Raw genomic sequence first — 19,350 nt, forward strand, 5'->3', positions numbered from 1 at the left:
AATTGTTATATAAAATAAATTCATCTAGTAGGTTGACGATCTAAAAGTCTCCATAATCCTTACTACTAGTCAATTCGGCCCACCTGGTAGATAGAAGTTTAGCATAATCCAATACTGGCAATCCATAAGAGCCTAACGAATATCCATCGTTGGCTTCAATTAATAAAGTTCTGCCATTATCTGTAACGCCAAAATCCATCGCATAGGCTTTGGGTGAATTAGTATAACTATGAACAGCATTTTCGATGACTTCTGGATTGTACTGTAACTTCCAGTTACCCCGGTATCGGCGAACATCCAATATCTTACCGTGCCTGACAAAGCATCTCCATTCTGCTATGAAGTTTACACTTTCTGAACACCAGATATCTGTATCCGATTGAAAATCGTAGCAACCGATAAGGTCTCTTTCACAAGTAATCAATTTACCAGTAAAGGATTTGGATCGATGCAGAGGTTTGATGAATATATTAAATGAATTATTATTTGCAAATTGATGCATTGTAGATTTCCATATTTTCCTGCCAAGAAATGACCGGATTGATTCAGGATAATCCAAGGGAGTTGGAATATCAAAATGAAAATGATGCAGGATTTTATGAACATCGTTAATACCGCCAACAACAACATCTTCCGGATTGTTGCCGGTAATTAATGCTACATCTTTATAAAAAACAATTTCCCATCCAAGCTTTAGAAATCCTTCATAAGCGGCAAAAGAGTTGGGATTAGAACATTGGTTATTGTTGGAGATTTGGATATAGGCTTTCATGATGCAAAATTAGTAATTAACAGTAAGAAGAATTACATATACATTGCTGAAGCCAACTATACAGATCTAAATGGAGGTAAGATCAGGAAAATGATAATTCATTAGTTGATTTACTCAACTATTTTTTCCAGGGTTGTGATTTTTCGATTGAGGCTATAAGACTTATTTATACAGAGTCTCTGAAATATTTTAGAAATATTTTGTTTAAGTTCCTTTGAGAGTAAAAGAAAGGAATAGCACTAACATGATAAATAATTACGATTATTTGATAATTACATAATAAGCAATTAACTACACGTATTAAATTATTATTAATTATTTGCATTTTCGTATATCCAAGAAGGTATTCTTGCATAAAAAGAAATAACACTTGGAAATATTAAAATGATTCCTTCAAGGAAAATTTAATAGGATTACATCCTCTTTTTACCCTTTTGCTTTTTGAAAATAATACCACTCATAGCATCGACCTTTGTAATTGCAATATATTATATATATATTGCACGCCATTTGATCACCCTTGACAAATCGATAACCATGTGATATTAGACTGTTCTATGCTAACTTTTATTGCTTGATTCAAAATATCTTTTTTTACAATAGTTTTATTTAAATGCTGTTTAACTCGATTAGCTTCGCGATATTTCTGCCAATTGTTTTCGTTTTATACTGGTTTGTTTTCGGAAAGAATTTAAAGATGCAAAATAGGTTACTGTTAGTATCCAGCTATTTTTTTTATGCCTGCTGGGATTACAGGTTTCTTTTTCTGCTTATATTTTCAACACTGTTAGATTACTTTACAGGTATAAAAATGTATGAGGCAAAGTCCACCAAAATGAAGAAATGGTGGTTTTGGTTAAGTGTGTGTGTTAACTTAGGATTCCTTGGAGTATTTAAATATTTTAACTTTTTTGCAGCTTCGTTCTCAGATGCATTATTACTTTTAGGATTCAAAGCAAATCCTGCTGTCCTTAATATAGTTTTACCAGTAGGTATTTCGTTTTATACCTTTCACGGATTATCCTATGTAGTTGATATTTATAAAGACAGAATTAAACCAGAGAGAAATTTTGTTGATTATTCTGTTTTTGTAAGCTTTTTCCCTCTGTTAGTAGCAGGACCCATTGAACGAGCTACACATCTTTTGCCGCAAATTCGGCAGCAACGGGAATTCAATTATCCTAAAATGGTAGATGGATTGAGGCAAATTCTCTGGGGACTCTTTAAAAAGGTAGTAATAGCTGATAATTGTGCATATTATGCCAATATGATTTTTAATCATTCATCAGATTATTCAGGAAGTACGCTTGCATTAGGAGCATTGTTCTTTACTTTCCAGATTTACGGAGATTTCTCAGGCTATTCCGATATTGCTCTTGGAACTGCGAGGCTATTTGGAATGGAGCTGTTGCGCAATTTTGCCTTTCCATATTTCTCAAGAGATATTGCCGAATTTTGGAGAAGATGGCATATTTCTCTTTCAACCTGGTTCAGAGATTATTTGTATATCCCACTGGGAGGTAGCAAAGGTGGAATGTGGAAAAAAGTAAGGAATACCTTCATTATTTTTATTGTAAGTGGTTTTTGGCATGGTGCTAACTGGACATTCATAGTTTGGGGTGCATTGAATGCATTATTTATTCTGCCTTTAATCATCTTTAATAAGAACAGAAATAACTTGGAAATAGTTGCCAAAGGAAAACAGCTGCCTACTTTAAAGGAATTCCTAAGTATTTTGCTGACCTTTAGCCTGACAACTTTAGCATGGATTGTATTTCGTTCTGAAAATATGGGGCATGCTTATAATTATATCTCTGGGATATTCTCCAGATCGTTATTTACTATTCCAGAAATTTTACCAATTAAGACTATCGTACTTGTTTGTTTATTCATTGTCATTGAATGGTTAGGACGTGAACATCAATATGCAATTGAGAACATTGACGTTAAAGTTCCAAAATTTGGACGTTGGGCTTTTTATTATGCAATAGTGGCCTGTATTGTTTATTATGCAGGCGCTGAACAGCAGTTTATCTATTTCCAATTTTAGAGTTGAAATGTTTTAGTAAGTCATAGTATTTTTTTGCCAACAATTTATCAGGTCAACTTTCTGTAGAATATCGGTTATTTTATTTCAATTTTACGATGAGACTGTTTATTAAATCCGTGTTATTTTTTGCCTTGCCCATTATTTTAATAGGTCTGACTTTAGAAATTTTACTTCGCCAAATTCCTAACGATTACACCTTTAAAAGAGATGGCTTATACAAGCATGCTGATAGCATGCAAGTACTTTTTCTGGGAAGTTCGCATGCCTTTTATGGAATAAATCCAACCTATACCCACTTGAAAAGTTTTAATGCCGGATATATTTCACAAAGTCTAAAGTACGATGCGGAAATACTTAATAGGTATATAGATAATTTGAAGGAGCTGAAATATGTAGCTGTTCCAATTTCATACTTTACTTTATTCACAAATCTTGAATCTGGTTCAGAGGCCTGGAGGTCTAAAAACTATACTATCTACTATAAATTCCACACTTCAAATAAGATTACAGATTACTCAGAAATACTCGGAAGTAAATTTGATATTAACCTGAAAAGATTTTTATCTTATTATATTTCAGCTCATTCAGCAATAACTTGTTCTGAGTTAGGTTGGGGAACTTCCTATCAATCGAAAAATAGCCGGGATTTGGAAGAGACTGGATTGGAAGCAGCGAAAAGACACACAGTTAAGAACCTGAGTGATAAAGACAATGTTGCTATATATAATGAAAACATAGCAATGTTGGATAAGATAATCACTTTAGCAAAGAAAAAAGATGTTAAGGTAGTTTTCTACACACCTCCTGCATATATTTCATACATTCAAAAGTTGAATGATGAACAATTAACTAAAACAATATCTACAATAGAAAAACTAACAGAAAAGCATAATAATACTATTTACCTAAACTTTTTAAAAGATTCTTCATTTATTAAGTCAGATTTTTATGATGCAGATCATTTAAATGAAATAGGTGCTGAAAAATTTACTAAAATGTTAGATAGTATCATCGTTAATGATCCAAAGACTTATTAATAGCAAATTGAGATAAATAGTTTGTAGTTATTAATTTAACAAACTACTGCTCCAATAAACATTCCAAACCCATCGACAGATAGTGTAGGAATGTTCATTGGAGCATTCCTTTTTCTTTAAAAAATAATAACTATTCATACATTCGATACAGAACCAATTAGAGGTAAAATCAGAAAAATGAGCATTCCTTAGTTGAATTATTTGTCGCTCTTCTCATCACTTAATGACTGAAAATTTTCTATTACATCTGAAATTACTGTTTCCTGTTTCTTTATTCTCTTTTTTTCAATAAAAAACCAGCTGATGAAAATCCAGCACAGCAAAACCGTGTAGATAAGAATTTGAACAGTATTACTAAAGCGGCGGGTAAATTCGATTGTATATAAGCAAAACCCCAGGCTTAGCATCAGAAAGTACACTTTGAAAATATTGAACTGAACAAATCGTTGTTTCTCCCTGATTCGCTGCATATGTTGTATATATTCAAAGACAGGAAGATTGATTGCGGGATTTAATATTTTAATTAGTCCGGTCGAATAAATAATATATAAAATCATCCCAATGAATAGCATCGCTACCCCTATCCAGGTAGTGATCATTGTTGGCGCTGTAGTCATCAATTTATTGATGATGATTGCGGCACCTGCCACTATGGAGATGATGGTGCGGATAAGCTGGTTACGTAATCCCCTTTTTACACTTGTTGCATTTCTCATTAGAATATCCTTAGAGGGAGCTGCAATTACTTTTTTGCTCTGCCACAATTGATAAAATTTATCCTCAGCGCTCATAAGATTTGAATTTTTCAGTTAACTTCTCTTTTATCCTGTGAATTCGTACTCTTATATTTGATTCAGATAACCCCAGGATATTGGCTATTTCTGCCTGCTTTACATTTTCCAGTTCCATGGAAATGATTAATCTGTCAGTTTCATTTAAAGAAGCAATGCATTTATAAAGAAAATTGACTTCATCTTCATTACCATTCGTATTGTTCTCTTCTGCTCTGTCATCTATTGCTTTATTGATAAATCGACTACTTCTTTCCAACTGGCGAAGACAGTTATTACAGGCGATTCGGAATATCCAGGTGCCAATTGCCGCTTCCTGCCGAAAATTCGGTAGCTGCTTCCATACGGCAATAAATGTGTCCTGGGCTATGTCTTTTGCCCATTCCGGCTCGTTAACATATCCCATACAGAGTCTGAATACCTTATCCCAGTAATCTCCATAAATCTGGTCAAATACGCTTTGATGCTCAACGGAAGTAGTTGTCGATTTGGTCAGAATACCATTCTTAATCGTCATACTGGATGAAATGCAGCCCCTTTGTGGCTTATTAAACAGAAACGATATTTAATTTTACTTTTAGATACGCGAACAATTAAAATGTTACAAAACAGGTGAAAATTTTCTTGAACTTATGAAAACAGGTTCAGAATCAATCAATTAAAATTAAGCTATACAAATGGGCTATTGATAGCCATTATCGCAAGTATAAAAGTAAGGGTTACAAAGGCGCGTCGAAATCCAAACTCGACAAATGTGGACTGTTGTTCCATAGGATGCAGGATATTATGATACAAACATAACATATCAGTACTTTATTTCAAACAAACTTAACGATGGAGGGTACTGTCGATCCACTTATTAATTAATTGTTTTTGATCTATTGTAAGTTTGGCATTCGAATGCATCCAGGTATAGGAGGGGAGAGGCATTTCGTCTTTTTCTATTTGTTCTTTCATTCGCTTCAACTTATTTCGCTGCCGTTTTGAGGAATAAGTATTGAATTCGTCGAAATTCAATTCCTGCTTACCTTCTCTGATATGCTTTGCCATAAATATACCAATTGGTTGTATGTTGGAATACCATGGATACCGTGTATTATTGCTATGGCAATCATAACATGCATTTTTCAGAATGGCCGATACTGCTGATGGAATACTAACTGTTTTTTTAATAGAGCCCTGATCACTACTTTGATTCCTTGAAGGTCGTATAAATTGCATTAAAACAAATGCAATTAAGAATACCAACGAAATTATCCTGAATTTCTTCATAACATTATTGCAAATAGCATTCTACAAACCATTCATTTGTAGAATGCTAACTTTCATCAATTACTTGATAATCTCATTAAGAGATCCACAGTTCGACATTTTGCCACCGAAATATGGATTTTTTATTTCTTTTACTTCGCTTAACCACAAAGCTCCTTTATTGTTGTCATACATCGGACAATGATCCTGATACAGAGGTTGCCCTCCACCAAAGGCTTTTACTAGTGAATAAATGTCTTCGCTCATTTGCGCAAAGTGTTCGCGTTGATGTTCAATATTCCCTTCATTTTTTCCGATATGCTCGGCATGTTCTTTCAAATCGTCTTCATTTTCGACATATAATTTCTGTTGCTCTGGAGTTAATGCGTTCTTATCTAATTTCTTCAATGCTTCTGCCATTGATTTTCCACCATTTGCAGCGTCATTGGCATTGTCGCCAGCCAATCCATTCTTAATATGCAAATATTGATCAATAACCAATTTCAATGCTGATGCAACCTGAGGATCAACATTTGTAAACTGTGGTTTCACCTCTGTTACAGCATGATCAGTTGATGGTGTACTAATTGTAGCGGTAGTGTCAGGAGTCTGACCTTCATGAGAATGTGTATTGCTACTATTGCAGGCAGTGTATGCAATTGTAGTAAAAATTAGAGCGGCGATGATGAGTTTTTTCATTTTGTGTTTTTTGAATATTGAAAGAAATATTTATTAATTAATAGTTTCCCTGATCTCCCCACAAGTCATCATCTTTTCACCGAAATAGGGATTTTGAATTGCCTTTTCATGGTTAATCCATATTGCCCCTTTGTCGGCCAATGCCATAGGGCAGTAGTCGACATATAACTCTCCTTTATCTATTCCTGATTGTTTTATTAGCTTTAAGAGATCATTGCTCAATATTGAGAAAGTAATTCTTTGTTCTTCAATATTGGCAGTAGCTGTAATTCTGGAGGCACTGGTAATAAGGCTCTCACCGTCTTTAATTTCACGGGCACCGGCTTCAATTGCATTGCTGGCGAATCTGGCTTCTTTAATGTTTCCTTTGGTCAAAGCATCTCTCAGTAACGCATATTGTTGATATACTGCATTTAGTTTATCGTCTTTTAACAGTACATGAGTCGTGGACTTGTTTCCCGCCGTTTTAGCTACTGCAGGTGTATCATTTGTATTGGTAATAGAACTACTGCAGGCTGCCAAAAATATTAGCGTTAGTGCCCCTGCAATGCTGCTTATTAATAGTGATTTTTTCATTGATTTTTGATTTTTTGAAACGGGGGATGATTGTTTTATATTGATGTTAATGGATCTGCACCCTTTTTAAGAATGTATTCAGAATACAGCAAATATGCTCCGGAAACGACAACGCTTTCACCTTCCTTCAAGCCTTCTGTAATTTCTACCGAATCAAAATTCTCCATCCCGGTTTTTACCTTCCGGGGCTCAAATTTGCCTTTGTCTTTTTCAACCCATACATGCGCACCTTTCCCATCTCTGATCACAGCATCAACCGGCAGACTAATAATATTACCTTTACTTTTTACCGGTATCAAAACATTGGCCTGTAGTCCTGCCTGCCATCGGTTATCCGGGTTAGGGATAGTTCCTCTTATCTGCAACAGCTGACTGCCGGATTGAAATGATGGTGCAATAAATTGAACTGTCATCATTTGCGGTTCATTTTCCCATCCTGAAACAACAACTTTTACCGATTGTCCTACTGCCACAGATGATGCCTCCGAAGGATAAACATCTGCTTCCACCCATAACTGGGTGTAGCCTTCCAGGCGCATTACTGCTCCACCCTCAGAGATATATTGCCCTTCTGTTACTGTCACTTCAGCTACATAGCCACTTGCAGTAGCCGGGTAAACGACATATGGATTCGCCTTACCAGATTGAATAAGTTGATGGATTTGTGCATCACTCTGATCATACAAACTCAATTTTTGACGGGCAGCTTTCTCAATCTGCTGAAACCTGGCATCATCCGGAAACTGTCTGACCTGTGCTACTGCCAGTAAATACTCCTGCTGTAATGAAGCCAGTTGCTCAGAATATATTTTATAGAGAGGCTGACCCTTATGTACTTTCACTCCGGTTTCCTTTACATACAATGCTTCTATTCTGCCAGGAACCCGACTTGAAATAACAGCAGTGTTTTCCGGATTTGTTGCCAGCTTCCCGTTTAATTGCTTAAAATTCGACAGTGCTCCTGATCCTACTACCATGGTAGTTATATTACCCAGTGCAATCTGACTGGCTCCCAGTACAAGTGAAGCATCTTTGTTATTCTTATCAAATGGTACCAGGTCCATCCCACAAATTGGACAGGTACCTGGCTTGTCCTGTACAATCTGAGGATGCATCGGGCAGGTATAGGTTTGCTTTTTTTCATCAGCTACTTCCTTAGACTTTTCTTTACATGCAGCCAGGAATAAAGCTGGAGCAAGGGAAATAAACGCAACTGTTTTTAAGAAATTTTTTCTTTCCATATTCTTTGTTGTTGCATTAATTATTTGGTTTAATAAAGCTCTCACTGTCAACCAGGTAATAGGCATTGGAGGCTACTTTCCAGCCACTGATATCGGTATTTACCTGAATCATATCTTTTGCTTCTACACCGGTTTCTACTACAATGGGAACGTATACTTCATTCTCTTTTTTAAAGACAATAGATTTATTTCCCAGCCTTCCAACCGCTTTTTTAGGTAACCACCAACCCGCTGTATAAACAACGGGTATACTGGCAGTCAACAATTGTCCTGCCTGCAGATGATTGTCTTTGAGATATACACGGGCTAATGTGAAGTTTATTCCATTCCTGAAAACTGGCTCAATCAGGCCAATACTTCCATATTGCATGGAATTCTCATCATTGCCGGGAAAGAACAATATCTTTTGTCCTTGTCTGATCCTTGCGGCAAGTTGACTAGGGAATGCAAATTCTGCAACCAGCGATTGTGCCTGATAAATAGTAAAGAGAGATTGACCTGCACTAACGTATTGCCCTTCCCGTAACATTACCGGTGTGGCAGATGGAGTAGCGGGAGTAGGAGTAATAGCCGATGTTGTTGTTCCTCCGCTCATGCTGGCCATACCATCCCCTCCGGCAGTGGAAGATAATGTACTGGATGGAGAAGGGCTAGCCTGGCTGGCTGCCGATTTCTCAAGTATATAACCATCACTGTTGCTGTAAACTGGTATTCTGTAAAGGATATTTCCGGTTCTGATTACCTGGTCTATTTGTGCTGGCTGCATACCTAATAGCTGTAGCCGTTGTTTTGCAGCAGCGAGTAACTCACTTCCATTTTTGGCAACATAGAGCAATTCACGTTGTGCAGCAGCAAGATCGGGAGAATAAACCTCCATGATCAATTGTCCTTTCTGTACCGGTTGATAGTTGTATTTTATGTATAATCGTTCTATCCGGCCGCCAACCCTACTGGCTACACTGGTTTGGTTGCGGGTGTCATAATTGATTATTCCATTCACTGTTGAGGAATAGATGCGTGTACCAACTTCTGCACTAATAGCCGGAATAGAAGCAATCACCCGGGCATTTACCGGCCGTGTAAGTCTTGCTATCCCGCTATCAATCAATAATTCATTGTTAGTTTCTTTCGAAACCAGGTCCATTCCGCAAATTGGACACATACCAGGTTTGTCACTAATTACCTGCGGGTGCATAGGACAGGTATACTGATGGTCCTTATGCGCTGCATGTGATGCCTTATCAGTTTTATTTTTGCAGGAAGCGAATCCCAATAGTATAACAGATAAGCCTAGTATTACTTTAACGATATAACTGTTTCTCATAATCCACTATCATTTCATAGAGTTTCAATTTTTCATCCAAAACATTGGACTGCATCATAGTGAGTGCTTCCCAGGAATCTATCACATTGGAAAGTGCCAGTTTATTTTCCTGATAATTCAGGAAGTTAGCATCCAGGGTCTGGCGCAAAGCAGGTATGATTTTATCTTCCATGGCTTCAATGCGTTTTTGCATGGATTGTATTTCGTATTGCATCCCATACAGCATTCCCTGAGTTTCCTGCAACATGGCAGCTCTTTCTTTTTCCATAGCCTGCACATTAAACTGCATGGCCTTGATCTCTGATTTATACATTTTGGAAGACCATGGAGCAATCGGAATACTCACCATACCCATTGCACTGAAAGCTTTTGGCATCATAGCATCCAGAGGATGCATATGGTCAAATCGAATTCTGAAATCAGGCTTCTTTTCTTGCTTCATACTTTCAATATTTAACTGCATGGAGCGGATACTTTCATCCATTTTTACTACATCCTTTCTGTTTGCTGCAAGCGAAGATGTATCGTAAGATGATGCGATTTCAAACCTCGGGCTATAAGTAGTATCAATTTCAAACTCCTGATTTCCCGGAGCATTCATCAGGCTATTAAGCCATGATCTGGCTTTCGCAATATTACCTTCCTGCATTCTGATCATGTTATGATTATCTTCAATCTTTGCACTGGCCTTATACACTCCGCTAAGCTGAGACTGATTATAAGGAAAACGAACTTCCTCAATCTTCTTCATCGTGATCATGATCTTTTCATTTTCCTTTAATACCTCAATTCGTTGCAATGCAATCAGCCAGTTGAAATAAAGACGTTTAGCCTGGGCTTTAAGATCATTCAGTGTGATATCTCTGGTGGCCCTTTCTACATTGCCTTGTGAGGCAATGTATTTCTTGCGGGCATTGATTTTTGCCGGATTGGGAATATCTTGTTCCAGTTGCAGCATCAGGCTACCTTTATCCCGGTCGTCCATTACTTTCTGTCCGGGATACGGTGTCATGAAGGTTCCTACACCTACCATAGGTGCCATCCATGCAGTTGCGGCATCTGCGCTATATTTATAACTTTCAGCTTTCAGACCGTATGACTGAAGCAGAATATTATTTCTGTCTATCTTTTGTAAAATGCTATCCAGCGGTAGCACAGGTAACTGTTGTGCTATCAGCTTAAATGGTAAGCTAAAGAGCAGCGGAAGTATATATTTAGTGATGTGTTTCATGAATCTCCAATTTTCCATACTTGCGTAATTCATATTCCTTGGTCAGTAAAAAGATCAGTGGTGTTACCAGCAAAATATGTGTAGAAGAGGTAAGCACTCCGCCGATCATAGGTAAAACAATAGGCTTCATTACATCAGTTCCAACACCTGAAGCCCAGAGTACTGGTACCAATCCAAACAGGGATACGCATACTGTCATCAGTTTGGGTCGTAACCGTTTGGCTGCTCCGTATATAACAGCCTTACGTAAGTCTTCTTTAGTAATGGTTGCTGATGAATTACCTTTCTCTTTTACTAGTTGTTGCATGGCATCATTCAGATAGATGACCATTACAATCCCTGTTTCTACTGCGATACCAAAAAGTGCAATAAATCCAACTGCTACGGCTACTGATAGGTTTACTCCCCAGAAGTAGATCATGTAAGCACCACCAATCAGTGCAAATGGTACCGTAATAAGGCTCAGAAAAGCTTCCCTGATAGAATGAAAAGCAAAGTATAATGAGAAGAAAATAATTACTAATACAACCGGTGCAATCCACATTAAGGTCTGCTGGCCACGGATCAGGTTTTCATATTGTCCGCTCCATTCAAGATAATAACCCTGGGGTAGAAGATCATTTGATTTACTCATTTTATCAATGGCTTCGCTAACAGTACCTCCAAGGTCTCTTCCCCGTACATTGAACAACACTGCACCCCGAAGCATCGCATTTTCTGAAGTAATCATTGGTGGACCATCAACAAACTTTACATCTGCAACAGATGATAGGGGAACTTCACCGAAGGAAGCCGACATAATCGGAATACGCTTGATATGTTCTACGCTATTACGGTAATCCTGAGCCAGTCGTACACTAATGGAAAACCTCTGCCGGCCTTCAATGGTATTACCTATCGGTGCTCCTCCCAATGCTGTTTCCACGGTCTGATTCACATCATCAACACTCAATCCATAACGGCCAAGATCCTGTCTTCTTACCTCAATATCCAGATATTTGCCTCCGGTAACTGGTTCTACATACAAGTCGGCAATACCAGGTGTTCCTTCCAATGCTTTTCTCACTCTTTCGGATACAGATGCGATGGTATCGAGGTTTTGTCCGTATACCTTCACGCCAACGTCTGTACGAATTCCTGTGGCCAGCATATTAATACGGTTAATAATTGGCTGGGTCCAGCCGTTTACAACGCCAGGTATTTGTAATTTGGCATCAAGCTCATTGATGATATCTTTTTTCGTTTTTCCTTCACGCCATTGTGATTTAGGCTTCAGCATAATAATAGTTTCAATCATGCTGATAGGAGAGTTATCGGTGGCGGTGTTGGCACGGCCAGCCTTTCCAAGTACTTTATCTACTTCGGGAACTGATTTAATAATTTTATCCTGCACCTGTAAAATCCGTTTAGCTTCAGTATTTGAAACATCAGGAAGTGTAACCGGCATGAATAGGATGCTTTGCTCATCCAATGGTGGCATAAATTCACTACCCAAACTTTTTAGTAATGGAATGGTAATTACCAATGCGAGTATATTGATTGCAATGGTTGTTTTACGCCATTTAAGGACTCCTTTGATAATTGGTTCGTAAACTCTTTCCAATGCCCGGTTGATAGGGTTGGCATGATCAGTTCTGAATTTGCCTTTCATGAAAAAGGAAATTAGTACTGGTGCAAGTGTTATTACCAGTAAGGCATCCATGATCATGATAAAGGTTTTCGTATAGGCAAGTGGGTGAAATAATTTGCCTTCCTGACCAGTTAGCATAAATACGGGTAGGAAAGAGGTAATGATAATGATTGTAGCAAAAAATACTCCTCTTGATACTTGTTTGCTGGATTGTTCTATCACCTTTAATCGTTCCTCCTCAGAGATCCAATTGGGCGATTTCTTAAAAATATTTTTCAGCCAATTCATAATCCTTTAATTTTTTTGCTGTTCCTGCCATACTGCATATCGTTCTGCCAAATGCTTGTAAGCATTCTCACTCATGATGATTCCATTATCTACTATCACTCCAATTGCGAGAGCAATTCCGGTGAGTGACATTATATTGGAGGAGATACCAAAGGCGTTTAGCAGAATAAAGCTGGCAGCAAGTGTTATCGGGATTTGTATAATTATACTCAAGGCACTACGCCAGTGGAAAAGGAAAATGATTACAACTATAGAGACTACGATCATTTCCTCTATAAGGGTATGTTTGATTGAGTCTACAGATTCCTTGATCAATTCACCACGATCATAGATGATATCAAATTTTACTCCCTGAGGAAAACCTTTGGCTACTTCCTTCATCTTTGCCTTTACTTTGTCTATCACTTCTGCAGCATTTTCTCCATATCGCATTACTACTATACCTCCAACACGCTCACCTTCTCCGTTTTGATCAAATATGCCTAACCTGGTTTCGCCGGTCATTTGCACAGAAGCAACATCAGCTACACGGATGGGTATACTGTTTTGTGTTTTCAGAGGGATATTTTCTATTTCAGAGATTGACTTCAGGTATCCGGATGTTTTAATGATATAACCAATATCACTCAGCTCAAACTTTCGGCCGCCAGCTTCGTTGTTGTTGGCACGTATGGCATTGATTACTTCAGCTACAGAAAGCCGATAGTACAATAGCTTATTTGGGTCTACAGTAATTTGGTATTGTTTCTGAAATCCTCCAAAGGAGGCAATTTCACTAACACCTTCTACATTCTGTAGTGCGAATTTTATGTACCAGTCCTGTAATGCCCTTTGTTCACCGAGGTCCATTTCCGGTGCATCAAGGGTATACCATAATACGTGTCCGACACCTGTACCATCGGGTCCTAGTTGTGGCGTTACTCCGGTGGGTAGGGTTTTGGAAATAGTGCTCAATCGTTCCAATACTCTTTCCCTTGCCCAGTATATGTCTACATTGTCGTTGAAAATGATATAGATGAAGCTCATACCAAACATAGAGCTGCCGCGTACATACTTGATTTTTGGTAACCCTTGTAGGTTTGTTACCAACGGATATGTAATCTGATCCTCAATCAGCTGCGGGCCGCGGCCCATCCACTCAGTAAATACGATCACCTGATTTTCTGATAGATCCGGGATGGCATCAATAGGATTCTTTTTTACAGCAAAAATTCCCCAGGCAAATAAAGCAGCAGCCAATACCAGTACAATAAACCGATTGCGTAATGACCATTCAATAATTCGATGTACCATATAATTCTTTTCTATACCATGATATGATGGAAATCCCATCATATCATGGCTTTTTATAAATGCTGATCTCTGCTTTATTAATGGTGTTGAGTTGCTTTTCCTGAAGCGCCATTGGCTTTGCGGTCGTACAGGCAGCAACCTGGTAATTCGGTATATACTGAATCTGGTGCAGTGGCTTTTTCAGTATCATGACCAGCAGCAGCAATCTTATTTTGGATTGCTTCATTGCTGATTTTTGTTGGATCATATGATATGGTCATCATTTTAGTTCCAACATTCCATTCTGCTTTACTGATATTAGCTCCTGTTACAGCCTTTTCAATTCTTTTTTTACACATATTACAGTTGCCATAGACTTTGAAAGATTCAGTTTTAGAGCTTTGGGCAAATACATTGGAAATACCAAGAGTAGATGCTATTACAAGCAAAAGGGATAGTACTTTTTTCATTTTTTGATATTTTAATTGTTTTATGGAAATAGAAAGCGCAGGCCATTACAATCGCATGGCGATTGAGTTAAAGGCATATCAAATATTAGTTTGAAGTATTCAGCTGTATGAAGCTGAAAAATGTCCGGCAATTGAAGCTAAGGACGAGGGAGGGTTAAATCAGATACGGTAGATACAATTCAAAATATAGGAAGGAACTTTACCGCTTCGAGGTGGCGCATTACTAACCGGGTATTCTTCTACCATTGAAATGGAATAGATTAACGGTAAGTCCACAAATGAAACAGTAGTAGCAGTTGCTACTTGTTGCATGGCCTGAACAGTGTTTACGGCAACTTTCTGATCTTTAGTTAGTTTAACCGTCTTATATTCATCCTTGCAGCACTTCTTGGCACAGATAGTACTTTGCATATCCCCACATTTGCTGCATTTCTTAGCATCGTTATGCCCCAGTTTTACATCTACCAACTTCCCCATACAATAGTGTATGTGAAAAGTAGCACCGGTAGAGGTACCCATGTACAAGAGAGCTAATATAAGTGCGAGGAACTTTTTCATTTCGAAACAAAAATAGCGGTAGTGCCAGGATAAAATGTTACATAATTTTAGAAATTTTTATATTTTATTGGAATATTGGAGTTACTGCGCGTGGAAATTTAGTTGTCTAAACAGAAGTTATAGCCCCATATCCTATACATAAATAAGAAAAAAATAATGTGAAGGCAATAAAATTTATGCTATTTTTCAATACCAAAAAACAACATAAATGCAGCAGAAAGCAATCACTATCAATAATATATCCCTTTCCTATTATGAACAGAACGAAGGAGCAGATAAAACCATCTTTTTTGTTCATGGCAACTCTGGTTCGGGAAAAGCCTGGATCAGGCAATTTCAAGGCAGCCATCTTTCGGAATACAGACTTATTGCTTTCGACCTTCCTGCTCATGGTCAATCAGCGTCTCTGGATGGCTCAATTTTCAACTATAACTTCCCTGACTTTGGCAAACTGTTGAATGCTGCAGTGAATTTATTGAACAGAGATAAGCCTTATATACTTGCAGGGGTGTCAATTGGTACTAATATCGTAACAGAATCCCTGGCTCACGGTCTTAAACCCGAAGGTATAGTATTGGTAGGGCCCTGTGTATTGGGGGGAGCATATACGGTAGACAAAGTAGTACATGAAGACCCATTAATAGGGATTGGTTTTATGGATGAAATTTCGGAGGCCGAATTGCACGGATATTCTCAACTTGGATTTTTCTCAAAAGAAGAAGAAAACTGGAAGGCATTTGCTACTGATTTCTCTAAAGTAACAGATGGCTTTAGGGCTAAGATAGCTACCAGTTTCATGGCAGGAGACTACAGTGATGAGATAAAGTTATTGGAAGAACAACCAGCTTTACTACTTGTGATCTTCGGAGAACATGAACGGGTTTGTAGAATTAATTATCTGGATGATGTGCGATTGAATCTCTGGAAGGAACAAATACATAAGATACCGTTAGCCGGCCATTTCGTGCAGGCAGATCAGCCTTTAGTCTTTAATAAAATGTTAGCAGATTTCGCTGAAGAGGTATTTAAATGATACGGTGTCTGATAGCGTAAGCGACTAGTTCAATTGCATTGCGGACGTTGCATTTTTCCATCATGTTACGGCGGTGATTGATCACTGTATGTTCACTAATGAATAATTTATCGGCAATTTCCTTGCTGGTCAACCCATCTGCCATATATAACAACAACTCTTTCTGACGTTTGCTGAAAAGTCCGTTTTCCTTTTGTATATAGTAAGTCTTTTTTTCCACTGCTTCACCAATACCTAGCAGGGCACCTTCTGTAACTTTTTCCACTAAATGGATCACCGGGTTTTCGTTCGTATAGTTGTTGACATTAGTTACAACCCCGAAGCTAAGTAAGGGATTACCCGATTCATCTGATTTCACAAAGCAATTGCGTTGCAATAAGGTTACTGGCTGGCCGGATCTTGATTTTAGCTGGAAGTTGTAACTGAAAACGTAATTAGGATGTTCTGCCGGCGGAATTTTTTTGAGAATTTCCAGTCGATCAGGAAAAATTTCTTCATTGAAAAGTTTCAGATGATCTTTCTGATATCGCTCCAGTGTAAGATTTAGTCCACCTTGTTGCCAATAATCCGATTCGTATCCGGTTATGAGCTTCATAGTTTTTGAAACCATAAGGTATCGCCCTGTTGTATAGTCCAGTAGGTATAACCACGGAACGCTATGACTAAAGGCCGCATGGAAGTAGCTATTTACCTCCATAATGCCTTCCAGGCCATCGACAGTTAATTGTTCCGGATCAATGGTTTGTTGCTTCAGATAATTCATGTAGCCTATCCAGGAAGTTGCAGCGTTGTTCCTTATCATAGGTTGTTATTTTAGGAGTAATTCTATTTAAAGGTACTTTTTTTTGGGGTAATAAAAACGACAAGAAATTGCTATTGTTCCCCCAGAAGCATAGAAATATTTTTGTACCAAAATGATCAACCAGGTATAAAATCCCTTACCCTGTCAGGAGCTTGACAAGGGCCATAATAAATTTCCTTCTTATGCGATTATCTATATGGATAGCAGGATTACTGCTATGTGGGCACTGCTATGCAGAGGCACAGATTCGAGATACAATGTTGTTCCTGAAAAAACGGCCCATGTTGCACAACATTGTTAAGGTAAATCTGAGTAGCCTCGCACTTAATAACTATAGCGTTTATTTCGAGCGCTGTCTTACCAAAAAGATCTCAGCTACTCTTGGTGTTCGTATCATGCCTAATACGGCACTTAATACAACTCTTGTAGGAGTCAGGGTGGCCGACTTGCTGCAGTCGGATAACAACAATGACTACATCAACTCCAACGTCAATAATCAAACGTTTACACTTGGTGTACGCTTTTACACTGGCCACAAACCCGGAGCTCGAGGTTTTTATACGGAGCTATATGGTCGTTACGGCAATTTCGGAATTAATTATCCTTACAATTATACCACAGGAGGAAAAGATTACTATATCCCCGTAACAGCCAGGTACTCCGGATTGGGAGGTGGGATTCTTCTTGGAAGTCAGTTTATGATCTCCAGGCATATACTTATGGATATTTATATAATAGGTGCCCACTACGGAAAAATGACCGGGAGTCTTGATGCCAGGGCAGATCTAAGTAGTATGAGTAACGCCGATAAGCAGCTACTGAGGTACGACCTGGAAGGACTGGCACCAGCCCTGAATAATAAGCAAATTATTACTGTACAGGATGTAGACAACAGTGGTGCAAAAGGGAAAATAGACGGTCCGTTCCTCGGCGTAAGAGCATTAGGGTTTAGTATTGGATATGCATTTGGTGGAAAATAATTATAAGGAAATGAATAAGACTGAACCACAACGATTGTTTACCAATATCCTAATTACTAGTTAGGCGGTTTAAGCACTTAAAAATGCTTATAAAAGAATATAAGTCATGAAAAAAATATCCCTTCTCCTGTTAATAGGTTTAATTGGCCATTTGACGCTGTATGGACAGGTATGGGGCGATTGGATAGATGTTGGATATGGTATTCAGGTAGCTTTTAAGTTCGGGAATAAGCCTTGTACCTTTGCAAATACCTATGCAAGGATCAGAAACACTTCTCAGAATACCTACTGTACTGTAAATGTGGCAAAGAATAACGATTTTATACTAAAGAAAACTTTTGAGTACCAGAAAGATAAAAATGGAATTTTGTCAGCAATTACAAAAAAATGATTGGCACTAGTTGCCTTCATACCAGTAATATTTACCATCTTTTTCCATAATTCCGATATTTCCCCTATCGGTAAGCCATGATCTGTAAAATTCTATTACTCCGGTGGTGCTGCTGCTGGCGTACCAGTATGGAATAGGCAGCTTTTTTTTATCTGCTTTTGCAGTTACGAAATTGTAATCTGCTGCATTCACTGCTTTGTATGTATAGCCGCCGGATTTCAGTAATGAGAGTTGTTTGATATCTTTTATTGAATATTGATAAATACTTGTTTGATTTTGTTGATCATTAAATTGTTTGGAAATATAGATTGAATCTGTAGTGATCTTTTGAACGACACCATAATCAATATGGTTATTATCATTAAATACAAGATGATAACAAGCTTTCTCTCTGAGAGTATAATTAATCTTTGTGGGATCATTTTTACTGACCCAATTTATTATGTATTCTTCCCGGTTTAAGTAATCATTTTTAAGGGAATCATTTTTTATCCTTACCAAATTTCTGCTACTGTCAATATCTGCATACACCATCACACTTTCCTGAAATTTACGTTTTATGTAAAATGATTCTATTTGATCTACATTTATACTATGCGTTTTTCTGGTTGGTAGCCAAACGTTATAAATTAATCCTTCAATTATTCCGTTTTGGTATTTGACAGAATGAAGCATTACCTCTTTTTCCTCATTGTTTATCAACTTAATTGTTAGGATAGTACTTTTGTTATAAAACATCCAGAACTTATTACCTTCTTCGTTATAACAATATATTTTATCCTTATTAAGACCATTAATGATTTGTTTTACCATTTCATCCTTCGGAATGGTATAGGTTTTGGCTCCGAAAGAGACTACTGATATTAGTAATGAGCAAATAAATAGAATCGGTTTCATAAAGTACATTTAGGCAACGTAGTAAGGCATAGTTTTCATACTTCACTTAAAAATATA

General features: G+C 37.7%; 18 protein-coding genes and 1 pseudogene. 5 read left to right on the plus strand and 14 right to left on the minus strand.

Going from position 1 to position 19,350, the window contains the following annotated elements; genetic code table 11:
- Positions 1-40 precede the first annotated feature (40 nt).
- Positions 41-772 carry an ATP-grasp domain-containing protein gene (locus tag DVR12_RS22700; protein WP_116978102.1) on the minus strand — a complete coding sequence of 244 codons (732 nt, stop codon included), beginning with the start codon at positions 770-772 and terminating at the stop codon, positions 41-43.
- 835 nt (positions 773-1,607) lie between these two features.
- Here DVR12_RS22700 and DVR12_RS22705 point away from each other — a divergent pair.
- The gene (locus DVR12_RS22705; protein WP_233522445.1) at positions 1,608-2,822 is read left to right on the plus strand and encodes an MBOAT family O-acyltransferase; all 1,215 of its coding nucleotides are present in this window, start codon (positions 1,608-1,610) and stop codon (positions 2,820-2,822) included.
- A 95-nt stretch (positions 2,823-2,917) separates the two neighbouring features.
- Positions 2,918-3,859 (plus strand): DUF1574 family protein, encoded by a 942-nt coding sequence (locus DVR12_RS22710; RefSeq protein WP_116978104.1) that lies wholly within the window; start codon positions 2,918-2,920, stop codon positions 3,857-3,859.
- A 197-nt stretch (positions 3,860-4,056) separates the two neighbouring features.
- Here the strand turns inward: DVR12_RS22710 and DVR12_RS22715 are convergent, their stop codons facing one another.
- The 11 genes and pseudogenes from DVR12_RS22715 to DVR12_RS22770 form a co-directional block, all read right to left on the minus strand.
- Complete coding sequence (locus DVR12_RS22715) at positions 4,057-4,650, minus strand: hypothetical protein (protein ID WP_116978105.1); 594 nt, start codon at positions 4,648-4,650, stop codon at positions 4,057-4,059.
- Positions 4,640-5,167: an RNA polymerase sigma factor gene (locus DVR12_RS22720; protein ID WP_116978106.1), complete on the minus strand. Its 528-nt coding sequence runs from the start codon at positions 5,165-5,167 to the stop codon at positions 4,640-4,642. The genes DVR12_RS22715 and DVR12_RS22720 overlap by 11 nt, the downstream gene beginning before the upstream one ends.
- Before the next feature lie 311 nt (positions 5,168-5,478).
- The gene (locus DVR12_RS22725; protein ID WP_233522446.1) at positions 5,479-5,871 is read right to left on the minus strand and encodes a heme-binding domain-containing protein; all 393 of its coding nucleotides are present in this window, start codon (positions 5,869-5,871) and stop codon (positions 5,479-5,481) included.
- A gap of 111 nt (positions 5,872-5,982) precedes the next feature.
- The gene (locus DVR12_RS22730) at positions 5,983-6,600 is read right to left on the minus strand and encodes a DUF3347 domain-containing protein (RefSeq protein WP_116978108.1); all 618 of its coding nucleotides are present in this window, start codon (positions 6,598-6,600) and stop codon (positions 5,983-5,985) included.
- A 33-nt stretch (positions 6,601-6,633) separates the two neighbouring features.
- The gene (locus tag DVR12_RS22735; protein WP_116978109.1) at positions 6,634-7,176 is read right to left on the minus strand and encodes a DUF3347 domain-containing protein; all 543 of its coding nucleotides are present in this window, start codon (positions 7,174-7,176) and stop codon (positions 6,634-6,636) included.
- A gap of 35 nt (positions 7,177-7,211) precedes the next feature.
- A complete protein-coding gene (locus tag DVR12_RS22740; protein ID WP_116978262.1) occupies positions 7,212-8,417 on the minus strand; it encodes an efflux RND transporter periplasmic adaptor subunit in 1,206 nt (401 codons plus the stop codon).
- A gap of 16 nt (positions 8,418-8,433) precedes the next feature.
- A complete protein-coding gene (locus DVR12_RS22745; RefSeq protein ID WP_116978110.1) occupies positions 8,434-9,741 on the minus strand; it encodes an efflux RND transporter periplasmic adaptor subunit in 1,308 nt (435 codons plus the stop codon).
- On the minus strand, positions 9,719-10,972 hold the full coding sequence (locus DVR12_RS22750; RefSeq protein ID WP_116978111.1) for a TolC family protein: 1,254 nt from the start codon (positions 10,970-10,972) through the stop codon (positions 9,719-9,721). The genes DVR12_RS22745 and DVR12_RS22750 overlap by 23 nt, the downstream gene beginning before the upstream one ends.
- Positions 10,956-14,225, minus strand: a pseudogene (locus DVR12_RS28175) (efflux RND transporter permease subunit). Before DVR12_RS28175 ends, DVR12_RS22750 begins: the two are co-directional and overlap by 17 nt.
- A 35-nt stretch (positions 14,226-14,260) precedes the next feature.
- Positions 14,261-14,632, minus strand: a complete 372-nt coding sequence (locus tag DVR12_RS22765; RefSeq protein ID WP_116978113.1) for a heavy-metal-associated domain-containing protein — start codon at positions 14,630-14,632, stop codon at positions 14,261-14,263.
- 159 nt (positions 14,633-14,791) lie between these two features.
- On the minus strand, positions 14,792-15,190 hold the full coding sequence (locus DVR12_RS22770; RefSeq protein ID WP_147323525.1) for an HYC_CC_PP family protein: 399 nt from the start codon (positions 15,188-15,190) through the stop codon (positions 14,792-14,794).
- Between the two features lie 208 nt (positions 15,191-15,398).
- On the opposite strand from DVR12_RS22770, the gene DVR12_RS22775 reads away from it, so the two are divergent.
- A complete protein-coding gene (locus DVR12_RS22775) occupies positions 15,399-16,223 on the plus strand; it encodes an alpha/beta fold hydrolase (RefSeq protein WP_116978115.1) in 825 nt (274 codons plus the stop codon).
- Here DVR12_RS22775 and DVR12_RS22780 read toward each other — a convergent pair.
- Positions 16,216-17,025 carry a response regulator transcription factor gene (locus tag DVR12_RS22780; protein WP_116978116.1) on the minus strand — a complete coding sequence of 270 codons (810 nt, stop codon included), beginning with the start codon at positions 17,023-17,025 and terminating at the stop codon, positions 16,216-16,218. The genes DVR12_RS22775 and DVR12_RS22780 overlap by 8 nt on opposite strands.
- 182 nt (positions 17,026-17,207) lie before the next feature.
- Here DVR12_RS22780 and DVR12_RS22785 point away from each other — a divergent pair, with 182 nt between their 5' ends.
- Together DVR12_RS22785 and DVR12_RS22790 are read left to right on the plus strand one after the other, a co-directional pair.
- A complete protein-coding gene (locus tag DVR12_RS22785; protein WP_147323526.1) occupies positions 17,208-18,005 on the plus strand; it encodes a DUF3575 domain-containing protein in 798 nt (265 codons plus the stop codon).
- 106 nt (positions 18,006-18,111) lie between these two features.
- Positions 18,112-18,396: a hypothetical protein gene (locus DVR12_RS22790; protein WP_116978118.1), complete on the plus strand. Its 285-nt coding sequence runs from the start codon at positions 18,112-18,114 to the stop codon at positions 18,394-18,396.
- 6 nt (positions 18,397-18,402) lie between these two features.
- Here the strand turns inward: DVR12_RS22790 and DVR12_RS22795 are convergent, their stop codons facing one another.
- Positions 18,403-19,293: a hypothetical protein gene (locus tag DVR12_RS22795; RefSeq protein ID WP_116978119.1), complete on the minus strand. Its 891-nt coding sequence runs from the start codon at positions 19,291-19,293 to the stop codon at positions 18,403-18,405.
- Positions 19,294-19,350: the final 57 nt, after the last annotated feature.

The sequence above is a fragment of the Chitinophaga silvatica genome, assembly GCF_003419895.1.
GTDB lineage: Bacteria > Bacteroidota > Bacteroidia > Chitinophagales > Chitinophagaceae > Chitinophaga > Chitinophaga silvatica.

Bases quoted from the DNA above. Each gene is read 5' to 3' on its own strand.
- DVR12_RS22700 (WP_116978102.1), bottom strand. From the start codon at position 772: ATGAAAGCCTATATCCAAATCTCCAACAATAACCAATGTTCTAATCCC.
- DVR12_RS22705 (WP_233522445.1), top strand. From the start codon at position 1,608: ATGAAGAAATGGTGGTTTTGGTTAAGTGTGTGTGTTAACTTAGGATTC.
- DVR12_RS22710 (WP_116978104.1), top strand. From the start codon at position 2,918: ATGAGACTGTTTATTAAATCCGTGTTATTTTTTGCCTTGCCCATTATT.
- DVR12_RS22715 (WP_116978105.1), bottom strand. From the start codon at position 4,650: ATGAGCGCTGAGGATAAATTTTATCAATTGTGGCAGAGCAAAAAAGTA.
- DVR12_RS22720 (WP_116978106.1), bottom strand. From the start codon at position 5,167: ATGACGATTAAGAATGGTATTCTGACCAAATCGACAACTACTTCCGTT.
- DVR12_RS22725 (WP_233522446.1), bottom strand. From the start codon at position 5,871: ATGCAATTTATACGACCTTCAAGGAATCAAAGTAGTGATCAGGGCTCT.
- DVR12_RS22730 (WP_116978108.1), bottom strand. From the start codon at position 6,600: ATGAAAAAACTCATCATCGCCGCTCTAATTTTTACTACAATTGCATAC.
- DVR12_RS22735 (WP_116978109.1), bottom strand. From the start codon at position 7,176: ATGAAAAAATCACTATTAATAAGCAGCATTGCAGGGGCACTAACGCTA.
- DVR12_RS22740 (WP_116978262.1), bottom strand. From the start codon at position 8,417: ATGGAAAGAAAAAATTTCTTAAAAACAGTTGCGTTTATTTCCCTTGCT.
- DVR12_RS22745 (WP_116978110.1), bottom strand. From the start codon at position 9,741: ATGAGAAACAGTTATATCGTTAAAGTAATACTAGGCTTATCTGTTATA.
- DVR12_RS22750 (WP_116978111.1), bottom strand. From the start codon at position 10,972: ATGAAACACATCACTAAATATATACTTCCGCTGCTCTTTAGCTTACCA.
- DVR12_RS22765 (WP_116978113.1), bottom strand. From the start codon at position 14,632: ATGAAAAAAGTACTATCCCTTTTGCTTGTAATAGCATCTACTCTTGGT.
- DVR12_RS22770 (WP_147323525.1), bottom strand. From the start codon at position 15,190: ATGAAAAAGTTCCTCGCACTTATATTAGCTCTCTTGTACATGGGTACC.
- DVR12_RS22775 (WP_116978115.1), top strand. From the start codon at position 15,399: ATGCAGCAGAAAGCAATCACTATCAATAATATATCCCTTTCCTATTAT.
- DVR12_RS22780 (WP_116978116.1), bottom strand. From the start codon at position 17,025: ATGATAAGGAACAACGCTGCAACTTCCTGGATAGGCTACATGAATTAT.
- DVR12_RS22785 (WP_147323526.1), top strand. From the start codon at position 17,208: ATGCGATTATCTATATGGATAGCAGGATTACTGCTATGTGGGCACTGC.
- DVR12_RS22790 (WP_116978118.1), top strand. From the start codon at position 18,112: ATGAAAAAAATATCCCTTCTCCTGTTAATAGGTTTAATTGGCCATTTG.
- DVR12_RS22795 (WP_116978119.1), bottom strand. From the start codon at position 19,293: ATGAAACCGATTCTATTTATTTGCTCATTACTAATATCAGTAGTCTCT.